Genomic DNA, 17,899 nt, shown 5'->3' with positions numbered 1-17,899 from the left:
TCTCCGCCAGTGCCGTGTCAGTGCTCCTTGGTAGCGCCGCGCCAGCGGCCAAGATCGCTATCAACCGACGCGGAACAGTTCGGCAACGGCAGCCGTGTTCTCCGGCGTACCAACCACCACGACGACGTCACCGGCAACGAAACCGAAGTCCGGGCGCGGGGAAGCGATCACCTGCTGGTCTCGAACGACAGCGACAATTGACGCTCCGGTCCTCGTCCGCGCATGGGTCTCCCCCAGCGGCTGCCCGTCGTAGGGGGAACCGGGAGTAATTTTGATCTGCTCCCCGACGATACCCGCGAAGGCCTTGCCGAGGTTGTTCAGCCGCTCGACGATGTGCGGGGCACCCAGCAGTTCTGCCAAGGCGTCGCTCTCCTCCGCGGTCAGCGGGATTGACTCACTACAGGTGTCCATGTCGTCGGTGTCGTAGATCACCAGCTCACGCCGACCGCCATGATGTGACACCACACCGACCCGCCGTCCACTGCGGGTGCGGAAATCGTGGCGCAACCCGATGCCCGGGAGCATGGTCTCCTCCACGTCCACTGCGACCCCTCCGGTGAACCCGACGTGGACGCCGAACCCACAAAAGATCGAAATCCCAATGATCAGAACTCGGTGATCCGAACTGCCCGATGCCCGGAACCACTTGATGCCCGGAACCGCTCAGCGATCAGACCGCTGACCAGAACTGCGGGTCCGCTTCTGACGCATCGACCCTCTCGTTATCTAAACATATCCAACGGCCCGGTAGCCCGGGCTGACAAGCCCCGAGCCGTCCGGCCGGCCCGGAGGGCTCGCCGGACGGACGGTCAGCCAGTTGGCGGCCGGCAGAAGCATTCCCCGGATACCGTGACGAGAGCGTCCAGCGCATCCACGGCCGGACGTGTGGGCCGGGCAGCGGCTCACGAGGGTTCACGAGGATTTACCGGAAGGCGGGGCCGCGGTGCTGAACAGGAGTGCTCGCATCATCCGCCGGATCGTGGTGAGCGCGGTCGGCGTGGCCGTGCTGGGGTTGGGCGTGGCCCTGCTCGCCCTGCCCGGGCCGGGCTTCCTCGTCATCGCGCTGGGGTTCTTCGTCCTGAGCCTGGAGTACGAGTGGGCCCGCCGGCAGTTCGAGCAGGCCCGGCGCAGGGCCGCCGACCTCGCCGACCAGGCGGCCGCGAGCGTGTGGTCATCGGCGTTCACGATCTTGTTCGGGCTCGGGATGATCGCGGTAGGCATCCTCTGGATCGTCGTGGAGACGCTGCCGTTCTCCTCACCGTGGACGGGCGGCAGTGTGGTCTTCGGCGGTCTGGTGATTCTTTCCACCATTCTGTTCAGCCTGTGGCAGGCCAAACAGGCCCGTGACGCCGGCGAGCCGACCCCGGCCGAACTGCTCGATCTCAAGGAGGAGGAACACCACAGGCGCGTCTCCGCCACCTCCTCATCCACCTCCGCTCCTCCTGGCGCGCCCCCGACCTCCTCCACCGACGAATAGCCGCCACCGGACCGGCAAATCCTCGAACCGGGCGTCATCCTCGGCCCGTTTGTCTTCGGCCCGTCTGCCCTCAACTGGTTGCGCTCTACCTGCTGTGTTCAGCCCGTTGCGGCGCCCCGACGGACCAGCGCCACGCCCTGCCCTTCTCGCACCGAGAAACCCGCCGGCGACAGCCGTCGCCCGCGGCCCTGACCCGGCAGTCGTAGGTGGAAAACGTCATCCCCACGCCGGAAACCACCTACAGCGCGCGGACGCGTAGGTGGAAAACGCTGTCAGGACAGCTGAAACCACCTACGCCTTCGGCTGACGGCGGGCCAGGTGAGGTGGCCTACTGGCCCTGGGTGAACTCGCTGATGCCGATGACGTTCGACTGGGCGTGTACGCACCGGTAGACAGCGGCCTTGTCGGCCGGCGAGGCGAACGTGATGTTGTAGCGCAACGGGTAGACCCGGCTGCTCTGAGCCGTGTTGTGGTCGGGGGGCTCCTGCACCGCTTCCCCGGCGGTGGGGCATGCGGCCCGGACGGCGTCCTTCTGGGCATCGGTCGCGGTCGGGGTGAAGTAGACCACCGCCTCGACGCGCGGTGAGGGCCCGACTACCGTAGCGTAGATGCCGAAGGCAATCAGGCCGGCCAGCGCGAGCGCACCCAGCACCACCCAACGCCGGTTATGCCGATCTGTCAGAGTCCGGCGCGTCGTGGCCAGGGCCCGCGCCGCGGGCGACCGCGGTGGGCGGCGGTCACCTACTCGTGTCGCCGCGGTCGGCTTGGTCGGCGCTGGCTCGCTCAACACTTCGTCCGGTACGTCCTGCGAGGTCACGGGCCTTCCTTCGGGCGCGGTAGCGGCCTGTCGCAACGGTTGCGGCCAGTATGGCGCCGATCGGCGCTGGTCGGCGCACGGCGATCGGTGTCCGCAATCCGACCATCGCGACTGGGCCTACCCCCAACCTAGTGTCCTGAGTCGTTGATTCGCTGGCAGTAGGCGGCGAGGGTCTCGAGGATCTCGTCGGCGGTCTTGGCCCAGACGAACGGCTTCGGGTCCTTGTTCCAGGCGTTGATCCATCGGCGGATGTCGGCTTCGAGTTCGACGACCGAGCGGTGCGTCGATCGGCGCAGCTTGCGGGTGGTCAGCTCCGCGAACCAGCGCTCGACCAGGTTCATCCACGACGCCGAGGTCGGGGTGAAGTGCAGGTGGAAGCGGGGGTGGCGCAGCAGCCAGTTCTTCACCGCCGGGGTCTTGTGGGTGGCGTAGTTGTCCAGGACCAGGTGCAGGTCGTAGCCCTTCGGGACCGAGGAGTCGATCAGCTTGAGGAAGCGCAGGAACTCCTGGTGACGGTGCCGCCGGAAGGTCTGCGCGATCACCGACCCGGACGTCGGGTCGAGCGCGGCGAACAGGCTGGTCGTGCCATGGCGGACGTAGTCGTGGGTCATCCGCTGCGGGGTACCCGGCATCAGGGGCAGCACCGGTGCCGTGCGATCCAAAGCTTGCACCTGCGACTTTTCGTCGACGCAGAGCACGATCGCCTTCTCCGGCGGGTCGAGGTAGACCCCGACCACGTCACGGACCTTGTCCACGAACAGCGGGTCGGTGGACAGCTTCCACGTCTCGACCAGATGCGGCTTCAACCCGAACGCCCGCCACATCCGTGACACCGTCGACTGCGACAGCCCACTGGCCCTCGCCATCGACCGCGATGTCCAATGGGTATCGCCGTTCGGTGGCTTCTCCTCCAACGTCCTCGCGATCACCGCCTCGACCTGGGCGTCGGTGACCTTCCGAGGCGCTCCCGGACGTGCCTCGTCTGACAGGCCCTCCAGCCGGTCGACCGCGAACCGCTCCCGCCATTTCGCGACCGTTCCCCGGGTGATCCCGAGCTCGGCCGCGACCCCCGAGTTCGTCCCACCGTCCGCGCAGGCCAGCACGATCCGCGAGCGCAACGCCAGCGCCTGCGCGGTCTTCCGCCGTCGGGCCCAGCCCTCCAGCACCGCACGCTCAGCAGACGACAACTCGATGGGATCCGCGCTCGGGCCAGGCACCAGCCCATTCTATCTGCACACGAATCAACGACTCAGGACACTAGACCGTGAGCGAGGTCGTAGGGTAAGCGGTCTTCCCGCTCGTGCCGACCAACACGTGCGATCCATGTCACACCCAGAACCACGTTCAGAACCACGTCCAGACTTGAATCCAAGCCGGCCCAATGCGTTTCGATCACGGGGGGCCAGGGGCATCGCATGACGGCACCCCTGGTGATCGTCTGTGTTCGTGGTGGCGGAGGGCCCCGAGAAACTCCGGAGAGACCGTGCCCTCCCGCATCGAGGACTATGCGCTGATCGGCGACACACATTCGGCCGCGCTGGTCTCCAGGGACGGTTCGATCGACTGGTTGTGCCTGCCCCGCTTCGACTCGCCCGCGTGTTTCGCCGCCCTGCTCGGTGACGAGAACTCCGGCCGCTGGAGGATCGCGCCGGTCGATCCGGTACTCGCGGTGAGCAGACGCTATCGCGGCGACACCCTCGTCCTCGAAACCGACATGACCACGACGAGCGGGACCGTCCGGATCGTCGACGCGATGTACCCACGCTCCGGCGAGCACCTCGTGCTGCGGCTCGTCGAGGGCATCGAGGGCACGGTCCGGATGCGCAGCGAGACCCGCATCCGCTTCGACTACGGCTCGATCGTCCCGTGGGTGCGCCGTTTCGACGACCACACGGTGGTCGCGGTCGCCGGCCCCGACGCGGTCACCCTGCGCACGACCGCGCCGATGGAGGGCCACGACATGGCCACCTACTCGCAGTTCACGGTCTCCGCCGGGCAGTCCGTGCCGTTCTCCCTGACCTGGTGCCCCTCGCACCGTCCGACCCACGCCCACATCGACGTCCGCCGGGCGATCGACCTGACCGAGTCGTGGTGGGCGGACTGGATGGCCGGCTGCACCTATGACGGCCAGTGGCAGGACGCCGTCCGCCGGTCCCTGATCACCCTCAAGGCGCTGACGTACGCGCCGACCGGCGGCATCGTCGCGGCGGTCACGACCTCCCTTCCGGAGATGATCGGCGGGGTCCGCAACTGGGACTACCGCTACTGCTGGCTGCGGGACGCCACCATCACCCTGCTCGCCCTGCTCGACGCCGGGTTCACCAGCGAGGCCACGGCCTGGCGGGAGTGGCTGCTGCGGGCGGTGGCGGGCGACCCCTCACAGGTCCAGATCATGTACGGCGTCGGCGGCGAGCGCCGGCTGCCCGAGTACGAGGTACCGTGGCTGCCCGGCTACGAGGGCTCCGCTCCCGTCCGGGTCGGCAACGGCGCCGTCGACCAGTTCCAACTGGACGTCTACGGCGAGGTGCTCGACGCGCTGCACGTCGCCCGGGTAGCCACCGACGTCGACGGCCAGGACGACTCGTGGGCGCTGCAGAGCAAGCTGATGGAGTTCCTGGAGACCGGGTGGCGCAAGCCCGACGAGGGCATCTGGGAGGTCCGCGGGCCGCGCCGGGACTTCGTCCACTCCAAGGTGATGGCCTGGGTCGCGGTGGACAGGGCCGTCAAGGGCATCACCGAGTGGGGGCTGCCCGGCCCGCTGGACCGCTGGACGGCGCTGCGAACCGAGATCCACAACGAGGTCTGCGCCCGCGGTTTCGACCCCGCCCGCAACACCTTCACCCAGTTCTACGGCTCCACCGAACTGGACGCGGCCCTGCTGAACATCCCGCTCGTCGGCTTCCTGCCCGCGACGGATCCGCGCGCGGTCGGCACGGTCGCCGCCGTCGAACGCGAACTCGTCCAGGACGGGTTCGTACTGCGCTACCCGACCGCGCAGGACGGCGCGGTCGACGGCCTGCCCGCCGGTGAGGGCGCCTTCCTCGCCTGCACCTTCTGGCTCGCCGACAACTACGCCCTGTCGGGACGGGTCCGCGAGGCCCAGGAACTGTTCGAACGACTGCTCGCACTGCGTAACGACGTGGGGCTGCTGGCGGAGGAGTACGACCCCGCTCTTGGCCGGCTGGTCGGTAACTTCCCGCAGGCGTTCAGCCACGTCCCGCTGGTCAACACCGCCCGGACGCTGACCGACGCCCTGCGCGGCAGGCCGCGCTCGCGCACCGACCGGGCCTATCCGCCAGGCCACTTCTTCGGCTGATTCGCCGGCCGGCTCCCCGATCGTCCGCCGGCCCTCCCCGCCGGCCGCCCCCGCTGTCCGCCCGCTTCGTCCTCTTCGTCCGCCTGCTTCCTCCGCCTGCTTCGTCCGCCCGTCATCCGTGCCGGGACAGCCGAAGCGGCGGGGAACGACGAGGGAGGAAAGAAAAGCAAACGATCATCTTTTGCGCCGCACGCCCGGCAGCCCCGTAACATTGCCGGCGGACGGGTACGCGACCATAGTTCTTCCTGCGCTCCCTGCGCGCACGGAAACCCATGGCATCCAAGAAACCAGGAGCGGGCGCGTGGCGGGTCGGGTTGCGGTGATCGGCGGCGGCATTCTCGGGCTCGCGGTGGCCCGGCGGATCCAGCAGGTCGATCCCGCCGCCACGGTGACGCTCTTCGAGAAGGAGCATGACGTCGCCCGCCACCAGAGCGGGCACAACAGCGGAGTCGTCCACGCCGGGCTGTACTACCAACCGGGATCCCTGAAGGCGACCCTGTGCCGACGAGGCGTGGTGCTACTCAAAGAGTACTGCGCCACGCACGGCATCCGCTACGACGAGTGCGGCAAGGTCGTGGTCGCGGTCGACCACAGCGAGCTGGGCAGGCTCACCGACATCGCGCGCCGGGCACAGGCCAACGGCGTCCCGGACACCACCATGCTGGACGGGCACGACCTGCGCCGCTACGAACCGCACGCCCGCGGGGTGGCCGCGCTGCACTCCCCCACGACCGCGATCGTCGACTACCGGGCGGTGGCCCGCCGGCTGCGTGACAGCGTCCAGGACACCGGCGGCACGGTGCGTACTGGCAGCGAGGTCGTCGCCGTCGAGGAGCGTCCCGACGGCGTCCACCTGGGCCTGCGGGTTCGGGGGAACATCCGGGTGCCGCCCAACGGCACGCACGCGACCGCGTCCCGGGCCGGTGGCACGGTCGCGGCCGTGTCCACGGTGGCCGGGCCGTTCGACCTGCTCGTCGCCTGCGCCGGCCTGCAGTCCGACCAGGTCGCCGCGCTCACCGACGAGGATCCCTCGCCACAGATCGTCCCGTTCCGCGGCGACTACTGGCTGCTGCGACCGGAGCGCCGCGGCCTCGTGCGCGGGCTGATCTACCCGGTGCCGGATCCGCGATACCCGTTCCTCGGCATCCATCTGACCAGAAGGGTGGACGGGAACGTGCTGGTCGGCCCGAACGCGGTCCTCGCGACCGCCCGCGAGGGCTACACCGGGCTGACCGTGCGGGGCTCCGAACTGCGTCAGACGCTCGCCTGGCCGGGCTTCCGGACGATGGCGCGCCGGCACTGGCGGACCGGGGCCCGGGAGATCCTGCGCACGGCGAGCCGGCACGCGTTCATCGCCGAGGCCCGCCGGTACGTCCCACAGCTACAGGCCGCCGACGTGGTCCGGGGGCCCTCCGGTGTCCGGGCGCAGGCGGTCGCGCGCGACGGCGCCCTGGTGGACGACTTCGTGCTGTCGATACGCGGGAAGATCGTGCACGTGCGGAACGCGCCGTCACCGGCGGCCACCGCTTCCCTGGCCATCGCCGAGCACATAGTGGACAGGATCGTGGCCGAACCGGCCGCGTGAGCGCACCGGCGCCGCCCGCGCCGGGGCACCTCACTCACGATCAGCTGTCTCTCCCGCCGGGGCCGCCGGGCCCGCCACGGCCTTCCCTCGGCCTGACGGGCAGAAACCGGGCCAGCAGCGCGCCGGTGACGGTGAACAGCCCGCTCAGCAGTGTGATCCACAGACCCGGCCCCAGCTCGACCGAGAGGTCCAGCTCGATGCCGCCCAACTGGTCGACGCGCAGCAGCCGAATCATGTCGATCACAGCGACCAGAATGATCGTCAGGCCGATTGCGGCGGTGAGTATCCACCGCCAGCCATTTCGGTCACGGCCGGTGAGCATCCCGCCGAGAACGACCGCCAGGACACCGAGCAGCGCTGTCGTCCCGCCGTAGTACCGGCCGGCCTCGGTCCCCCGCAGCGGGAGCTCCATGATGTCGAAGGCGGTGATGGTCGCCCAGGTCATGACCGAACCGACGATGGCCGTGGCACCGGCGACGAGCACGAGCAGGCCCCCGAGCAGCCCCACCAGCCGCTCCCCGGCATGTGCGGGGTCACCTGCCGTGGTGCCCGTACCGCCCGTGTAGCCCGCCGGCCCCCCACCCGTCTCCCCCGGACGGGCGCCGACCGGAGCGCCCCACAGGAAGCCCGGCTCGGCGCCGCCGTCCGGTGGCCCGGCTTTACCCGGGCCGTTCGCGGCGTTACCCGCGGCGGGGTGCGCCCACGACAGGGACCCGGCCACTGGTGTCCCGGCCACCGGCGTCCGGTCCGCGGTAACCGGGCGGCCGGGCCCATCGTGGATCAGCCGTCAGCGCGTGCGCCGCACGTCGTTCGGCACGCCACCGGCGCAGCCGCTCCAACTCGCCGTCCGTGCCGTCCATATCGTCTACTATGCCCGCTTTATCCGTTTTGACCGTGTTACCTGCGTTGTCCGCGTTGCCCCGGCCGTCTCCACCGATCGGCTGGGGCCGCGGGCCAGCGCCGTCGGCTGGGCCGCTCACCCGGCCCTTGGACGGATCCGTGCCGGCCTCCGCATGGGCCCGGTCCTCCCCGTCCTGCCCGCCCGGTCTCCAGAGCTGCTCCTCCGACCGCCAGATCTGCTCCTCCGGCTCCTGGACCGCCCCCATCGGCTCCCGGAGCCGGGATCCAGCCGGTGGCCCAGCCCCCGCGAGGGCCCCAGGCACGGAAAGAGGATCGGCGCGCTGCCCTCGGCTCCGTACCAGCCCGGAGATCCGGGCCTCCGGCAACGCGAGAAAAGCATCATCGCGCTGCCTTCGGCCAGACACCGACCCGAAGATCCGGGCCTCCGGCAACGCGAGAAAAGCATCATCGCGCTGCCTTCGGCCAGGGGAGCCCGCGTCCGCCACAGGCTCGACCGCCGAGCGCGCCCGCGGGCTCGGTTCCTGCTCGGACACGTCTTCCTCCCGTTTCTGTCCGACCGACGGTCACCCGGCTCCAACTGGCCGGGGACCTGACCCTGCAGGCCGACCGGATCCGGCACCCGGGATTCGGCGCGCGTGGCGCCGGCCGGCACCTGCCCGGCTCGTGACGTCTTGTCCTCCGTCGCTCCTGGTCGTATCACGCGGTCGGACGGCGCGCGCGGTCACTTCCGCCCTCCTGGGACACAATCACGCCCGGTGGAAGCCAGTTCCACCGGGCACGGTTTCCGCGGGGGTTCCCACGGGCACAGCCGATCACGCTGACGCTTCGGTTCGGCCGGTCGGTCGGCCAGGCCGAACCCGGCGCGGTCATCCGCCATGACGGCCACGCCGCAGCAGCCAACCGCCGACAAGCGCGAGCAACCCGGCCACCAGGGTCAGGACCAGTCCCGACGCGGGAGCGACGCTGATCTGGTCGGCGGCGAGGGTCCGGAAGGACGACAGCGAGGCCGGCCCGGCGACCAGATCCATGACGGCGAACACGGCGACTCCCGCTCCCAGCAGCGTCGCCACCGCGGCCTCCGTGCCGCCCGGGCGGCGGCCGGACACATGCGCCGCACCGATCACCAGCAGAACAACCGCCACCATCAGGGTGATTCTTCCATCACCAACCGTCAGACCAGTGAACGTACGAGTCTCCTCGCCATCACTGATCGTGCTCCAGGGCAGGGTGGCGGCAATCCCGCCGAGGCCGCCGGCGACGGTCAGGAGCACACCGGCGAACCGGCCACCGACGCCGGGTTCCGCACCGACGCCGGGTTCCGGCTCCACGGGCGAACGCGGACGCGAGCCGCGCGGACCCGCGCCGTTCCCGGATCGCGCGGCTTTCACGGGCCGCGCGGCCTGCGAAGGCTGGGAAGGCTGCGCCTCTTCGGACGGCTGATCGTCCAGCGTGCCCCCACGCGGTACACCGCTGCCAGGCGGGCGGCCGGCGGGCGGCCCTTCCTCAGGCAGGTCGCCGCCGGGGCGGCCGGCGGCAGGTTCGGCGGACCCGGGCGACGGAGACCGCCCCGAGGAAGTGTCACGCGGTGTGACGCGCAGCGGGGAAAGCACGACCGTGGAGTCAGAATCGGAACGGGAGCCGGTGCCGCCGGTCTCCGGCCGAGATTCGCGCCGCCCTGGTGGTGCCTGGCGGCTGAAATACCCGGTCGTGCCCGCGGTGGCGGCGGTCGGGTAGCTCGACCGCGGTTCGTCGCCGGGCCGTGCCGTCGTCCCGGTCGACCCGGTGGCTTCGCTCCCCGCCGCGGCCGCCTGGCCGGTCAGTGACCGCCGACGAATCCGCGACGTCTGCTCCCATGGCGCCGGGTCGTCCCCCGGCAACGGCACCGGAACGTCCGGCGTGGGAGACGCCGGAGCCAGACCACCGTGGTTTCCATGCTGGCTGCGCTGACTGTCGGTGTTGTCACGCCCGGGTGGCTGCTCCGGCGTGTCCGGCTGCGCGGGCCGCGGCTGCCACGGACGGTCATCCGTCACCGCCGGCCGGGCGGCACCCCGGTCTTCGGGCAGGGGCCCGCGTGGCTGCGCCTGCGCCTGCCCCGGACCCGCCTGCCCCGGACCCGCCTGCGCCCGCGACGGTGCCGGGGTGGGAAGCGCCGCACCCGCAACCGGCGGTTGCGACGGCCCGGCGGGTGGCTGCGAGGATGCGGCCGTCGGCTGCGGGGCCCTGGCTGGAGGCTGCGGCGACCCGGCAGACGGCTGCGACAACCCGGCTGGGGCATGCGACGACGCGGCCGACTGCCGTGAGGACCTGGCTGGAGGCTTCGACGACCCCGCCGAAGACTGTGACGACCCGGCAGACGGCTGCGGGGACGCTGGCGGCGGCTGCGGGGGCCTGGCCGATGACTGCGACAACCCGGCCGACGGCGGGGCAGAAGCGGCCGACGACTGCGCCGGCCCGACTGGCGGTTGCGAGGACCTGCCAGAAGGCTGCGGCGACACGGCCGACGGCTGTGCGGACGCGGCTGGCGACTGTGGGGCCACGGCTGGCGACTGCGGCCGTGCGGCCAGTGGCTGTGACCGGGCGGGCGTGGAGCGGGCAGCCGGCCGTGCCTCGGGCGAACTCTCCGACGACTGCGGGACTGGCCGTTCGGGGCCTGGCCGCTCAGATCCCGAACGCTGCGGAGCCGGCCGGCCGCCGGCCGGTGGGGGAACCGGCGGTGTCACGGGTGGCGCAGCGTCACCCGGCCTGCTCCCGCCGGGCGGATCTCCGGTCGGCCGGGCACGGTCCGCGGCAGTCGGCCGGGAACGCGGCGGCTGAGCGTTCGACGGCTGAGCGTTCGACGGCTGCGTGGGCCGGGGTTGGACGGGCCTCGGCTGCGCCCGGCGAAGCTCCACCCGGCGGGGCTCCGCGGACGGTGATAGGCGGCGTTCCACCCGCGAAGGCTCGGCCCGCGAGGGCGGGACGCGCGGCGGCTCGACCGGACGAGGATCACCTGATCGAGAACCCGACGGCGCTCCGGCCGCTGGAGCTGGCGAGGCACGCGGCGGCTCGACCGGACGAGGGTCGCCCTGCGCTGGCTGTGCCCGCCCCGACTCCGATTCACGCGACGGTGACGGTTGCGCCACCGGAGGTTTCGGCGTGTCCGTTCCGCGAGGACCGGCGACGGGCTGCCCGCCAGCGGCGGTCCCACCGATGACGCGGCTGTCAGTGGGCCGTGTGGCCGGTCGTGCGGCCGGCCCCTGCCAGGACTGCGCCCCGGGACGTCGACCGCCCGGATCGGCTCCCCGGCCTGCCGTCCCTGTGGGACCGGCCGCCGTCCCGGACGACGATGACGCCGCTGGATGCTCGCCCGGTGCCACGCCCGAGCCGCGATCCACCGCCGACCGGGCGACCGGCGGCCGCCCCCCGGACGGTCGTGCAGCGCCAGCAGCGCCAGCAGCGCCAGCAGCGCCAGCAGCGCCAGCAGCGCCAGCAGCGCCAGCAGCGCCAGCAGCGCCAGCAGCGCCAGCAGCGCCAGCAGCGCCAGCAGCGCCAGCAGCGCCAGCAGCGCCAGCAGCGCCAGCAGCGCCAGCAGCGCCAGCAGCGAAGCGTGGCGGTTGCACCGGGTGATGTCCGGATGCCTGTCGCGCGTCCGGCCCGGCCGTGCTGCTCCCGGCGGAAGTGCTGCTCCCGGCGGAAGAGGCCGCGGCGGCACCCGCCGCGGAAGGAGCGGACGTCTGCGGCCGCTCGGGCGGATCCGATGGACGTCCGACGTCCTTCTTCCCGCTGTCGGCGTTCCCGCTGTCGGCGTTCGCGCCCTCCCCGCTGGACGGCCTCGACGGGCCCGACGGGCCCGACGGGCCCGTGACCGGACCGGATCTGGCGCTACCAGTGCTCTGGTCGGTTCGGCCAGACCGCTGCGGCGGTTGATCGGTCATTGCGCACGCTCCCGGGTCACGTGGGCCAAGTCAGGCCCAGCGTAATCCGGAGCATGCGTCGTTCCAGTAGTCGTTCTGCAACGTATCGTAAACGGCATTACCGTACGTTCGCCTGACTGGTCACATACGCACGCGGGGCCTGCGGATACCCGTGCGTGGACCCGGCCCTCAACTCCACCGAAATCCTCATCGAGGACGACCCTACGACCCACCGCCGTCGCATACCGTTCCAGCCGGTCCGCGACAGTCGTGACACGACCGATCCGGAAAACCACGGTCGATCACAGTTATCTCAAAACGGCCATGGCATCCGGTCTACGCGCCCATTACGGCAGACGACACGAAAACCAGCGCTGCAAATACCGCAAAGCACGCCGACATCCGGCCCTCACGAACTCGACACCCACCCGTAACTCCCACCGCCACGGTGGCCGATTTGGCATGCCGACGGACCTCGCATCGCACGGAAGCAACGCTCGGGCGCCACGGACGGAACAGGATCCCAACCACCCTCGTCAACCACCACCAGATGATCGACAGGCCCACCACGGCAGTCAGCCCGCTACACCCCCGAGCCCCGCCAACGCCGATCACCGCGAGGCAGCCCGCCTGGCAGACCGCTCCGAAGGATGTGAATCCACCGCTGCCGGAACAGCACCGGATCCACATCCTTCCCCACGCCCAATGATCGGCAAGCCCACCACAGCGACCAATCAACCACGTCAGGGGCCCCCAAATTGTGACAAAGTCACAATTTGGGGTCAGACCTCTTCCCCGATGCGGTGTACCCGGATGGTGTTGGTCATCCCGGCCACGCCGGGCGGGGTACCGGCCACGACGACCACCAGTTCGCCTGGCTTACAGCGCTCCAGTTGCAGCAACGCGCTGTCGACCTGTCGCACCATCTCGTCGGTGCTGTGCGCGAACGGGACCAGGAAGGTCTCGACGCCCCACAGCAGTGCGAGCTGGCTGCGGACGGCGGGCACCGGGGTGAAGGCCAGCAGCGGGATGGGGCTGCGGTATCGGGCGAGCCGGCGGGCGGTGTCCCCGCTCTGGCTGAACGCCACCAGGTAGCGGGCGCCCATGGCGCTGCCGACGTTGGCGGCGGCCTCCGCCAGCGCGCCACCGACGGTACGCGGACGGGTACGCAACGGTGGGAGTCGGCCCAGGTCCGTTTCGGCCGTCTCGATGATCCGGGCCATCGTGGCCACGGCTTCGACGGGGTATTCACCGACGCTGGTCTCGGCCGACAGCATGATCGCGTCGGCGCCGTCGAGAACCGCGTTGGCGCAGTCGCTGGCCTCGGCCCGGGTGGGCCGGGGCGCGTGCACCATCGACTCCAGCACCTGGGTGGCCACGATCACCGGCTTCGCGCGCTCGCGTGCCCAGGACACGCCGCGCTTCTGTACCAGTGGCACCACCTGCAACGGCAGTTCCACCCCCAGGTCACCCCGGGCGATCATAAGACCGTCGAACGCCTCGACGATCTCTTCGAGCTGGTCGACGGCCTGCGGCTTCTCGATCTTGGCCAGGACGGGCAGGCGCACCCCGACCTCGTCCATCACCGCCCGGACCTTCTCGACGTCGGCGGCCGAGCGGACGAAGGACAGAGCGATCATGTCGGCGGGCAGTCCGAGCCCGAAACGCAGGTCCTCGGCGTCCTTGTCGGTCAGGGCGGGCACGCCAAGGGCCGCGCCCGGGATGTTCATCCCCTTGTGGTTGCTGACCGGGCCACCGACGATGACCGTGGTGTGGACGTCGGAGCCGGTGACATCGACGACCTCGAGCACCAGCCGGCCGTCGTCGACGAGGATCCGGTCGCCCGCGGTGACGTCGGAGGTCAGCCCGGAGAAGGTCGTCCCGACCCGGTGCTGGTCACCGAGTATGTCGTCGGTCGTGATCGTGAACCGATCGCCGGGGGCCAGGGTGACCGGGCCGGAGGCGAACTTGCCGAGCCTGATCTTGGGGCCCTGCAGGTCGATGAGGATGCCGACACTACGCCCGACCGCGTCGGAGGCGGCCCGGATCTGCAGGTAGGTCTGCGCATGCTGTTCATGGGACCCATGGGAGAGGTTGAGACGGGCGATGTCCATGCCGGCCTCGACCAGCTCCCGAATCCTCTCGGGCGAGCTGGTGGCCGGACCAAGTGTGCATACAATTTTCGCGCGGCGAGACACGAGACAAGCCTAGGAAATGACTCCGGTGGTCTGGACACCGCCCCCACTATCCGCTGGCCGACACCCGGAAAGTTTTCCAACCGCGGGAAAAAGGCCCTATTCCGTTTACCTAGTGTCCTGAGTCGTTGATTCGTGTGCAGATAGAATGGGCTGGTGCCTGGCCCGAGCGCGGATCCCATCGAGTTGTCGTCTGCTGAGCGTGCGGTGCTGGAGGGCTGGGCCCGACGGCGGAAGACCGCGCAGGCGCTGGCGTTGCGCTCGCGGATCGTGCTGGCCTGCGCGGACGGTGGGACGAACTCGGGGGTCGCGGCCGAGCTCGGGATCACCCGGGGAACGGTCGCGAAATGGCGGGAGCGGTTCGCGGTCGACCGGCTGGAGGGCCTGTCAGACGAGGCACGTCCGGGAGCGCCTCGGAAGGTCACCGACGCCCAGGTCGAGGCGGTGATCGCGAGGACGTTGGAGGAGAAGCCACCGAACGGCGATACCCATTGGACATCGCGGTCGATGGCGAGGGCCAGTGGGCTGTCGCAGTCGACGGTGTCACGGATGTGGCGGGCGTTCGGGTTGAAGCCGCATCTGGTCGAGACGTGGAAGCTGTCCACCGACCCGCTGTTCGTGGACAAGGTCCGTGACGTGGTCGGGGTCTACCTCGACCCGCCGGAGAAGGCGATCGTGCTCTGCGTCGACGAAAAGTCGCAGGTGCAAGCTTTGGATCGCACGGCACCGGTGCTGCCCCTGATGCCGGGTACCCCGCAGCGGATGACCCACGACTACGTCCGCCATGGCACGACCAGCCTGTTCGCCGCGCTCGACCCGACGTCCGGGTCGGTGATCGCGCAGACCTTCCGGCGGCACCGTCACCAGGAGTTCCTGCGCTTCCTCAAGCTGATCGACTCCTCGGTCCCGAAGGGCTACGACCTGCACCTGGTCCTGGACAACTACGCCACCCACAAGACCCCGGCGGTGAAGAACTGGCTGCTGCGCCACCCCCGCTTCCACCTGCACTTCACCCCGACCTCGGCGTCGTGGATGAACCTGGTCGAGCGCTGGTTCGCGGAGCTGACCACCCGCAAGCTGCGCCGATCGACGCACCGCTCGGTCGTCGAACTCGAAGCCGACATCCGCCGATGGATCAACGCCTGGAACAAGGACCCGAAGCCGTTCGTCTGGGCCAAGACCGCCGACGAGATCCTCGAGACCCTCGCCGCCTACTGCCAGCGAATCAACGACTCAGGACACTAGGGCGCCATGCGTACAGGTGGGCGTACCGTCACACCGGCCCGCGCCGCCGCGGGGAGGCGGGTGACGACAGCCGGGCAGGCCCACCCACAGCCGTCACGGACAGTGTGGCCAGCCGGGCCGGGCCGGGGGTTCCCAGCTCACGGTGGGCGGGCGGCGACGGGGAGCCCGGCGGCCCACCGCCATCCCACCGGCGGCATCCGCCGTCGCGTCGCCGGACGGAGCGGCCGAGACGAGCACAGAAAGTAGCATCAAGATCGTCGCAGGGGTACTGGCCCACAGCCGGGCGAACACGGCCCGAACGAACCGCCCCGCGGCCGTCACGCGGCTGCCGCCCGGGCGTGCGTGCCAGGCGTCCCTGGACGGCGGGCCGGAAGACCTGCGGGGATGGTCCATCCGGCTTTACCCACCGGCCGTACCGCCGGCGTTCCCCGGCTCCGCCCACCAGCCGGCTTCGTCCACCAGCCGGCTTCGCCCCACCAGAAAGATCATCCGACCGTGGCGGCCGATGCGCCCTCCCGGCTCTCAGCATCCCGGCTCTCGCTGCCCTGGGCCTCCCCGGAGCCGGCCTCGCCAGAACTGGCCTCCCCGGAGCCGGCTCCGCCGTGGTGGGCCGCGTTCTGGGCGGCGAACTGGGTGCGGTACAGCTCGGCGTACAGGCCGCCGCGGGCCAGCAGCTCGGTGTGCCGGCCGCTGTCGACCAGCCGGCCGTTCTCGACGACGAGAATCCGGTCGGCGTCCCGGACAGTGGACAGCCGGTGGGCAATCACCAGCGACGTCCGGCCTGCCAGCGCGGTGGCCAGGGCCTGTTGGACGGCGGCCTCGGACTCGCTGTCGAGATGGGCGGTGGCCTCGTCCAGGACGACGATCGAAGGTTCCTTGAGCAGCAGCCGGGCGATGGCGAGACGCTGCTTCTCCCCGCCGGAGAGCCGGTAGCCGCGGTCGCCGACGACCGTGTCGAGGCCGTCAGGCAGCGCCCGCACGACGTGGCCGATCTGGGCCGCGTCCATGGCCGTCCACATCTGTTCGGGCGTGGCTGCCGGCCGGGCGTAGGTGAGGTTCGCCCGGATGGTGTCGTGGAAGAGGTGCGCGTCCTGGGTGACCACACCCACGGCGTCCCGCAGCGACCGCAGGGTGATCTCCCGCACGTCGTGGCCGCCGACCCGGACGGTGCCGCTGACCGCGTCGTACATCCGGGGCACCAGTTGACTGATCGTCGTCTTGCCGGCTCCGGACGGCCCGACCAGCGCGACCATCTCCCCGGGCGCCACCCGGAACGACACCTGGTGCAGGACGGTCTCGGACGGCCGGTGGTCGAGCACCGCCACCGACTCCAGGGAGGCCAGCGACACCTCGCCCGCGGCCGGGTAGCGGAATCCGACGTCGTCGAACTCGATCGTGGCCGCGCCGGGCGGCAGGTCCACCGCGCCCGGCCGGTCGGAGATCGCCGGGGTGAGGTCGAGCACCTCGAAGACCCGCTCGAAGGAGACCAGCGCGGTCATCACGTCGACGTTGACGTTCGACAGCTGGGTCAGCGGGCCGTAGAGCCGCGCCAGGTACGAGGTCAACGCGACGACGGTGCCGACCTGAAGCGTGCCCTCGGCGGCGAACCGCCCGCCCACGCCGTAGACGATCGCGGTCGCCAGGGATGCGACCAGGGTCAGCGAGACGAAGAAGATCCGGCCGTACATGGCCTGGGTGATGCCGATGTCGCGGACCCGGGCGGCCTTGGCTGTGAAGCCGTCGTTCTCCCGGGCCGGGTGGCCGTAGAGCTTGGCGAGCATCGCCCCGGAGACGTTGAACCGTTCGGTCATCACCGTGTTCATCGCGGCGTTGAGCCCGTAGCTCTCCCGGGTGAGCTCGGCCAGCTTCGGCCCGAGCAGCCGCGCCGGGACGACGAAGACCGGCAGCAGCAACAGCGAGACAACCGTGGTCTGCCACGACAACGCGATCATCGCGGCGAGGACGAAACCGACGGAGACGATGTTGGACAGGACCGAGGACAGCGTGCCGGTGAAGGCCGACTGGGCACCCAGGACGTCGTTGTTCAGCCGGGAGATCAGCGCGCCGGTCTGGGTCCGGGTGAAGAACGCCAGCGGCTGGCGCTGGACGTGGTCGAACAGTTTGGCCCGCATGTCGAAGATCAGGCCTTCGCCGATGCGGGCGGAGAACCACCGTTGCGCGAGGGCCAGCAGCGCGTCGACGACGGCGATGAGCCCGACCAGCACGGCAAGCGCCTCCACGACGCCCACCCGGCCGGGGATGATGCCCTCGTCGATGATCGCCTTGTAGATCAGCGGAGTCGTCGCGCCGAGCGCGGCGCTGATGACGATCAGGACGAGGAAGCCGACGAGCATCCTCCGGTAGGGCCGCGCGAACCCGGCGATCCGACGCAGGGTGCCCGGCCGCAGTTTCTGGCGGACGACCGAGCGGTCACGCTGGAAGGCCCGCGCGCTGACGCGCGGCCCGTCTTCGGCGAATCTCATCGGCGGACCCCCGAATCCTGCTCATGC

The 17,899-nt window shown here is 70.6% G+C and carries 12 protein-coding genes; 4 read left to right on the top strand and 8 right to left on the bottom strand.

The genetic code is table 11. The annotated features are described in order from the left end of the window. Positions 1–60 precede the first annotated feature (60 nt). The gene (locus FSYMDG_RS08600) at positions 61–543 is read right to left on the bottom strand and encodes a cation:proton antiporter regulatory subunit (protein WP_013873162.1); all 483 of its coding nucleotides are present in this window, start codon (positions 541–543) and stop codon (positions 61–63) included. Positions 544–982: 439 nt separating this feature from the next. Between FSYMDG_RS08600 and FSYMDG_RS08595 the strand changes: the two genes are divergently transcribed. After that, positions 983–1,477, top strand: coding sequence for a PGPGW domain-containing protein (locus FSYMDG_RS08595; RefSeq protein ID WP_237703042.1), 495 nt, complete (start codon positions 983–985; stop codon positions 1,475–1,477). A 328-nt stretch (positions 1,478–1,805) separates the two neighbouring features. Here FSYMDG_RS08595 and FSYMDG_RS08590 read toward each other — a convergent pair whose 3' ends face one another. Both FSYMDG_RS08590 and FSYMDG_RS08585 read right to left on the bottom strand, forming a co-directional pair. Next, a complete protein-coding gene (locus FSYMDG_RS08590; RefSeq protein ID WP_237703041.1) occupies positions 1,806–2,132 on the bottom strand; it encodes a hypothetical protein in 327 nt (108 codons plus the stop codon). A gap of 290 nt (positions 2,133–2,422) precedes the next feature. Beyond that, the gene (locus FSYMDG_RS08585; RefSeq protein ID WP_013871712.1) at positions 2,423–3,511 is read right to left on the bottom strand and encodes an IS630 family transposase; all 1,089 of its coding nucleotides are present in this window, start codon (positions 3,509–3,511) and stop codon (positions 2,423–2,425) included. A 266-nt stretch (positions 3,512–3,777) separates the two neighbouring features. On the opposite strand from FSYMDG_RS08585, the gene FSYMDG_RS08580 reads away from it, so the two are divergent. Beyond that, a complete protein-coding gene (locus FSYMDG_RS08580) occupies positions 3,778–5,610 on the top strand; it encodes a glycoside hydrolase family 15 protein (RefSeq protein ID WP_013873159.1) in 1,833 nt (610 codons plus the stop codon). A 301-nt stretch (positions 5,611–5,911) separates the two neighbouring features. After that, entirely contained in the window at positions 5,912–7,195 is a 1,284-nt protein-coding gene (gene lhgO, locus FSYMDG_RS08575; protein ID WP_013873158.1) for an L-2-hydroxyglutarate oxidase, read from the top strand. A gap of 40 nt (positions 7,196–7,235) precedes the next feature. Here lhgO and FSYMDG_RS08570 read toward each other — a convergent pair whose 3' ends face one another. From FSYMDG_RS08570 to pyk, 4 genes are all read right to left on the bottom strand, one after another. Further along, the gene (locus tag FSYMDG_RS08570; RefSeq protein WP_131773925.1) at positions 7,236–7,931 is read right to left on the bottom strand and encodes a hypothetical protein; all 696 of its coding nucleotides are present in this window, start codon (positions 7,929–7,931) and stop codon (positions 7,236–7,238) included. Positions 7,932–8,922: 991 nt separating this feature from the next. After that, complete coding sequence (locus FSYMDG_RS26010) at positions 8,923–9,384, bottom strand: hypothetical protein (protein ID WP_013873155.1); 462 nt, start codon at positions 9,382–9,384, stop codon at positions 8,923–8,925. Positions 9,385–10,772: 1,388 nt separating this feature from the next. After that, the gene (locus FSYMDG_RS27160) at positions 10,773–11,747 is read right to left on the bottom strand and encodes a hypothetical protein (protein ID WP_043603277.1); all 975 of its coding nucleotides are present in this window, start codon (positions 11,745–11,747) and stop codon (positions 10,773–10,775) included. A 984-nt stretch (positions 11,748–12,731) separates the two neighbouring features. Then, the gene (gene pyk, locus FSYMDG_RS08545) at positions 12,732–14,147 is read right to left on the bottom strand and encodes a pyruvate kinase (RefSeq protein ID WP_013873153.1); all 1,416 of its coding nucleotides are present in this window, start codon (positions 14,145–14,147) and stop codon (positions 12,732–12,734) included. A 153-nt stretch (positions 14,148–14,300) separates the two neighbouring features. Between pyk and FSYMDG_RS08540 the strand changes: the two genes are divergently transcribed. Next, complete coding sequence (locus FSYMDG_RS08540; RefSeq protein ID WP_013871712.1) at positions 14,301–15,389, top strand: IS630 family transposase; 1,089 nt, start codon at positions 14,301–14,303, stop codon at positions 15,387–15,389. Positions 15,390–15,874: 485 nt separating this feature from the next. Here FSYMDG_RS08540 and FSYMDG_RS08535 read toward each other — a convergent pair whose 3' ends face one another. Beyond that, on the bottom strand, positions 15,875–17,872 hold the full coding sequence (locus FSYMDG_RS08535) for an ABC transporter ATP-binding protein (protein ID WP_013873152.1): 1,998 nt from the start codon (positions 17,870–17,872) through the stop codon (positions 15,875–15,877). Positions 17,873–17,899: the final 27 nt, after the last annotated feature.

Source organism: Candidatus Protofrankia datiscae, assembly GCF_000177615.2.
GTDB classification, from domain to species: domain Bacteria; phylum Actinomycetota; class Actinomycetes; order Frankiales; family Frankiaceae; genus Protofrankia; species Protofrankia coriariae.
This window is presented reverse-complemented; position numbering and strand designations above follow the sequence as displayed.

Coding starts and splice junctions, on each gene's coding strand:
- FSYMDG_RS08535 (WP_013873152.1), bottom strand. CDS start 17,872: ATGAGATTCGCCGAAGACGGGCCGCGCGTCAGCGCGCGGGCCTTCCAG.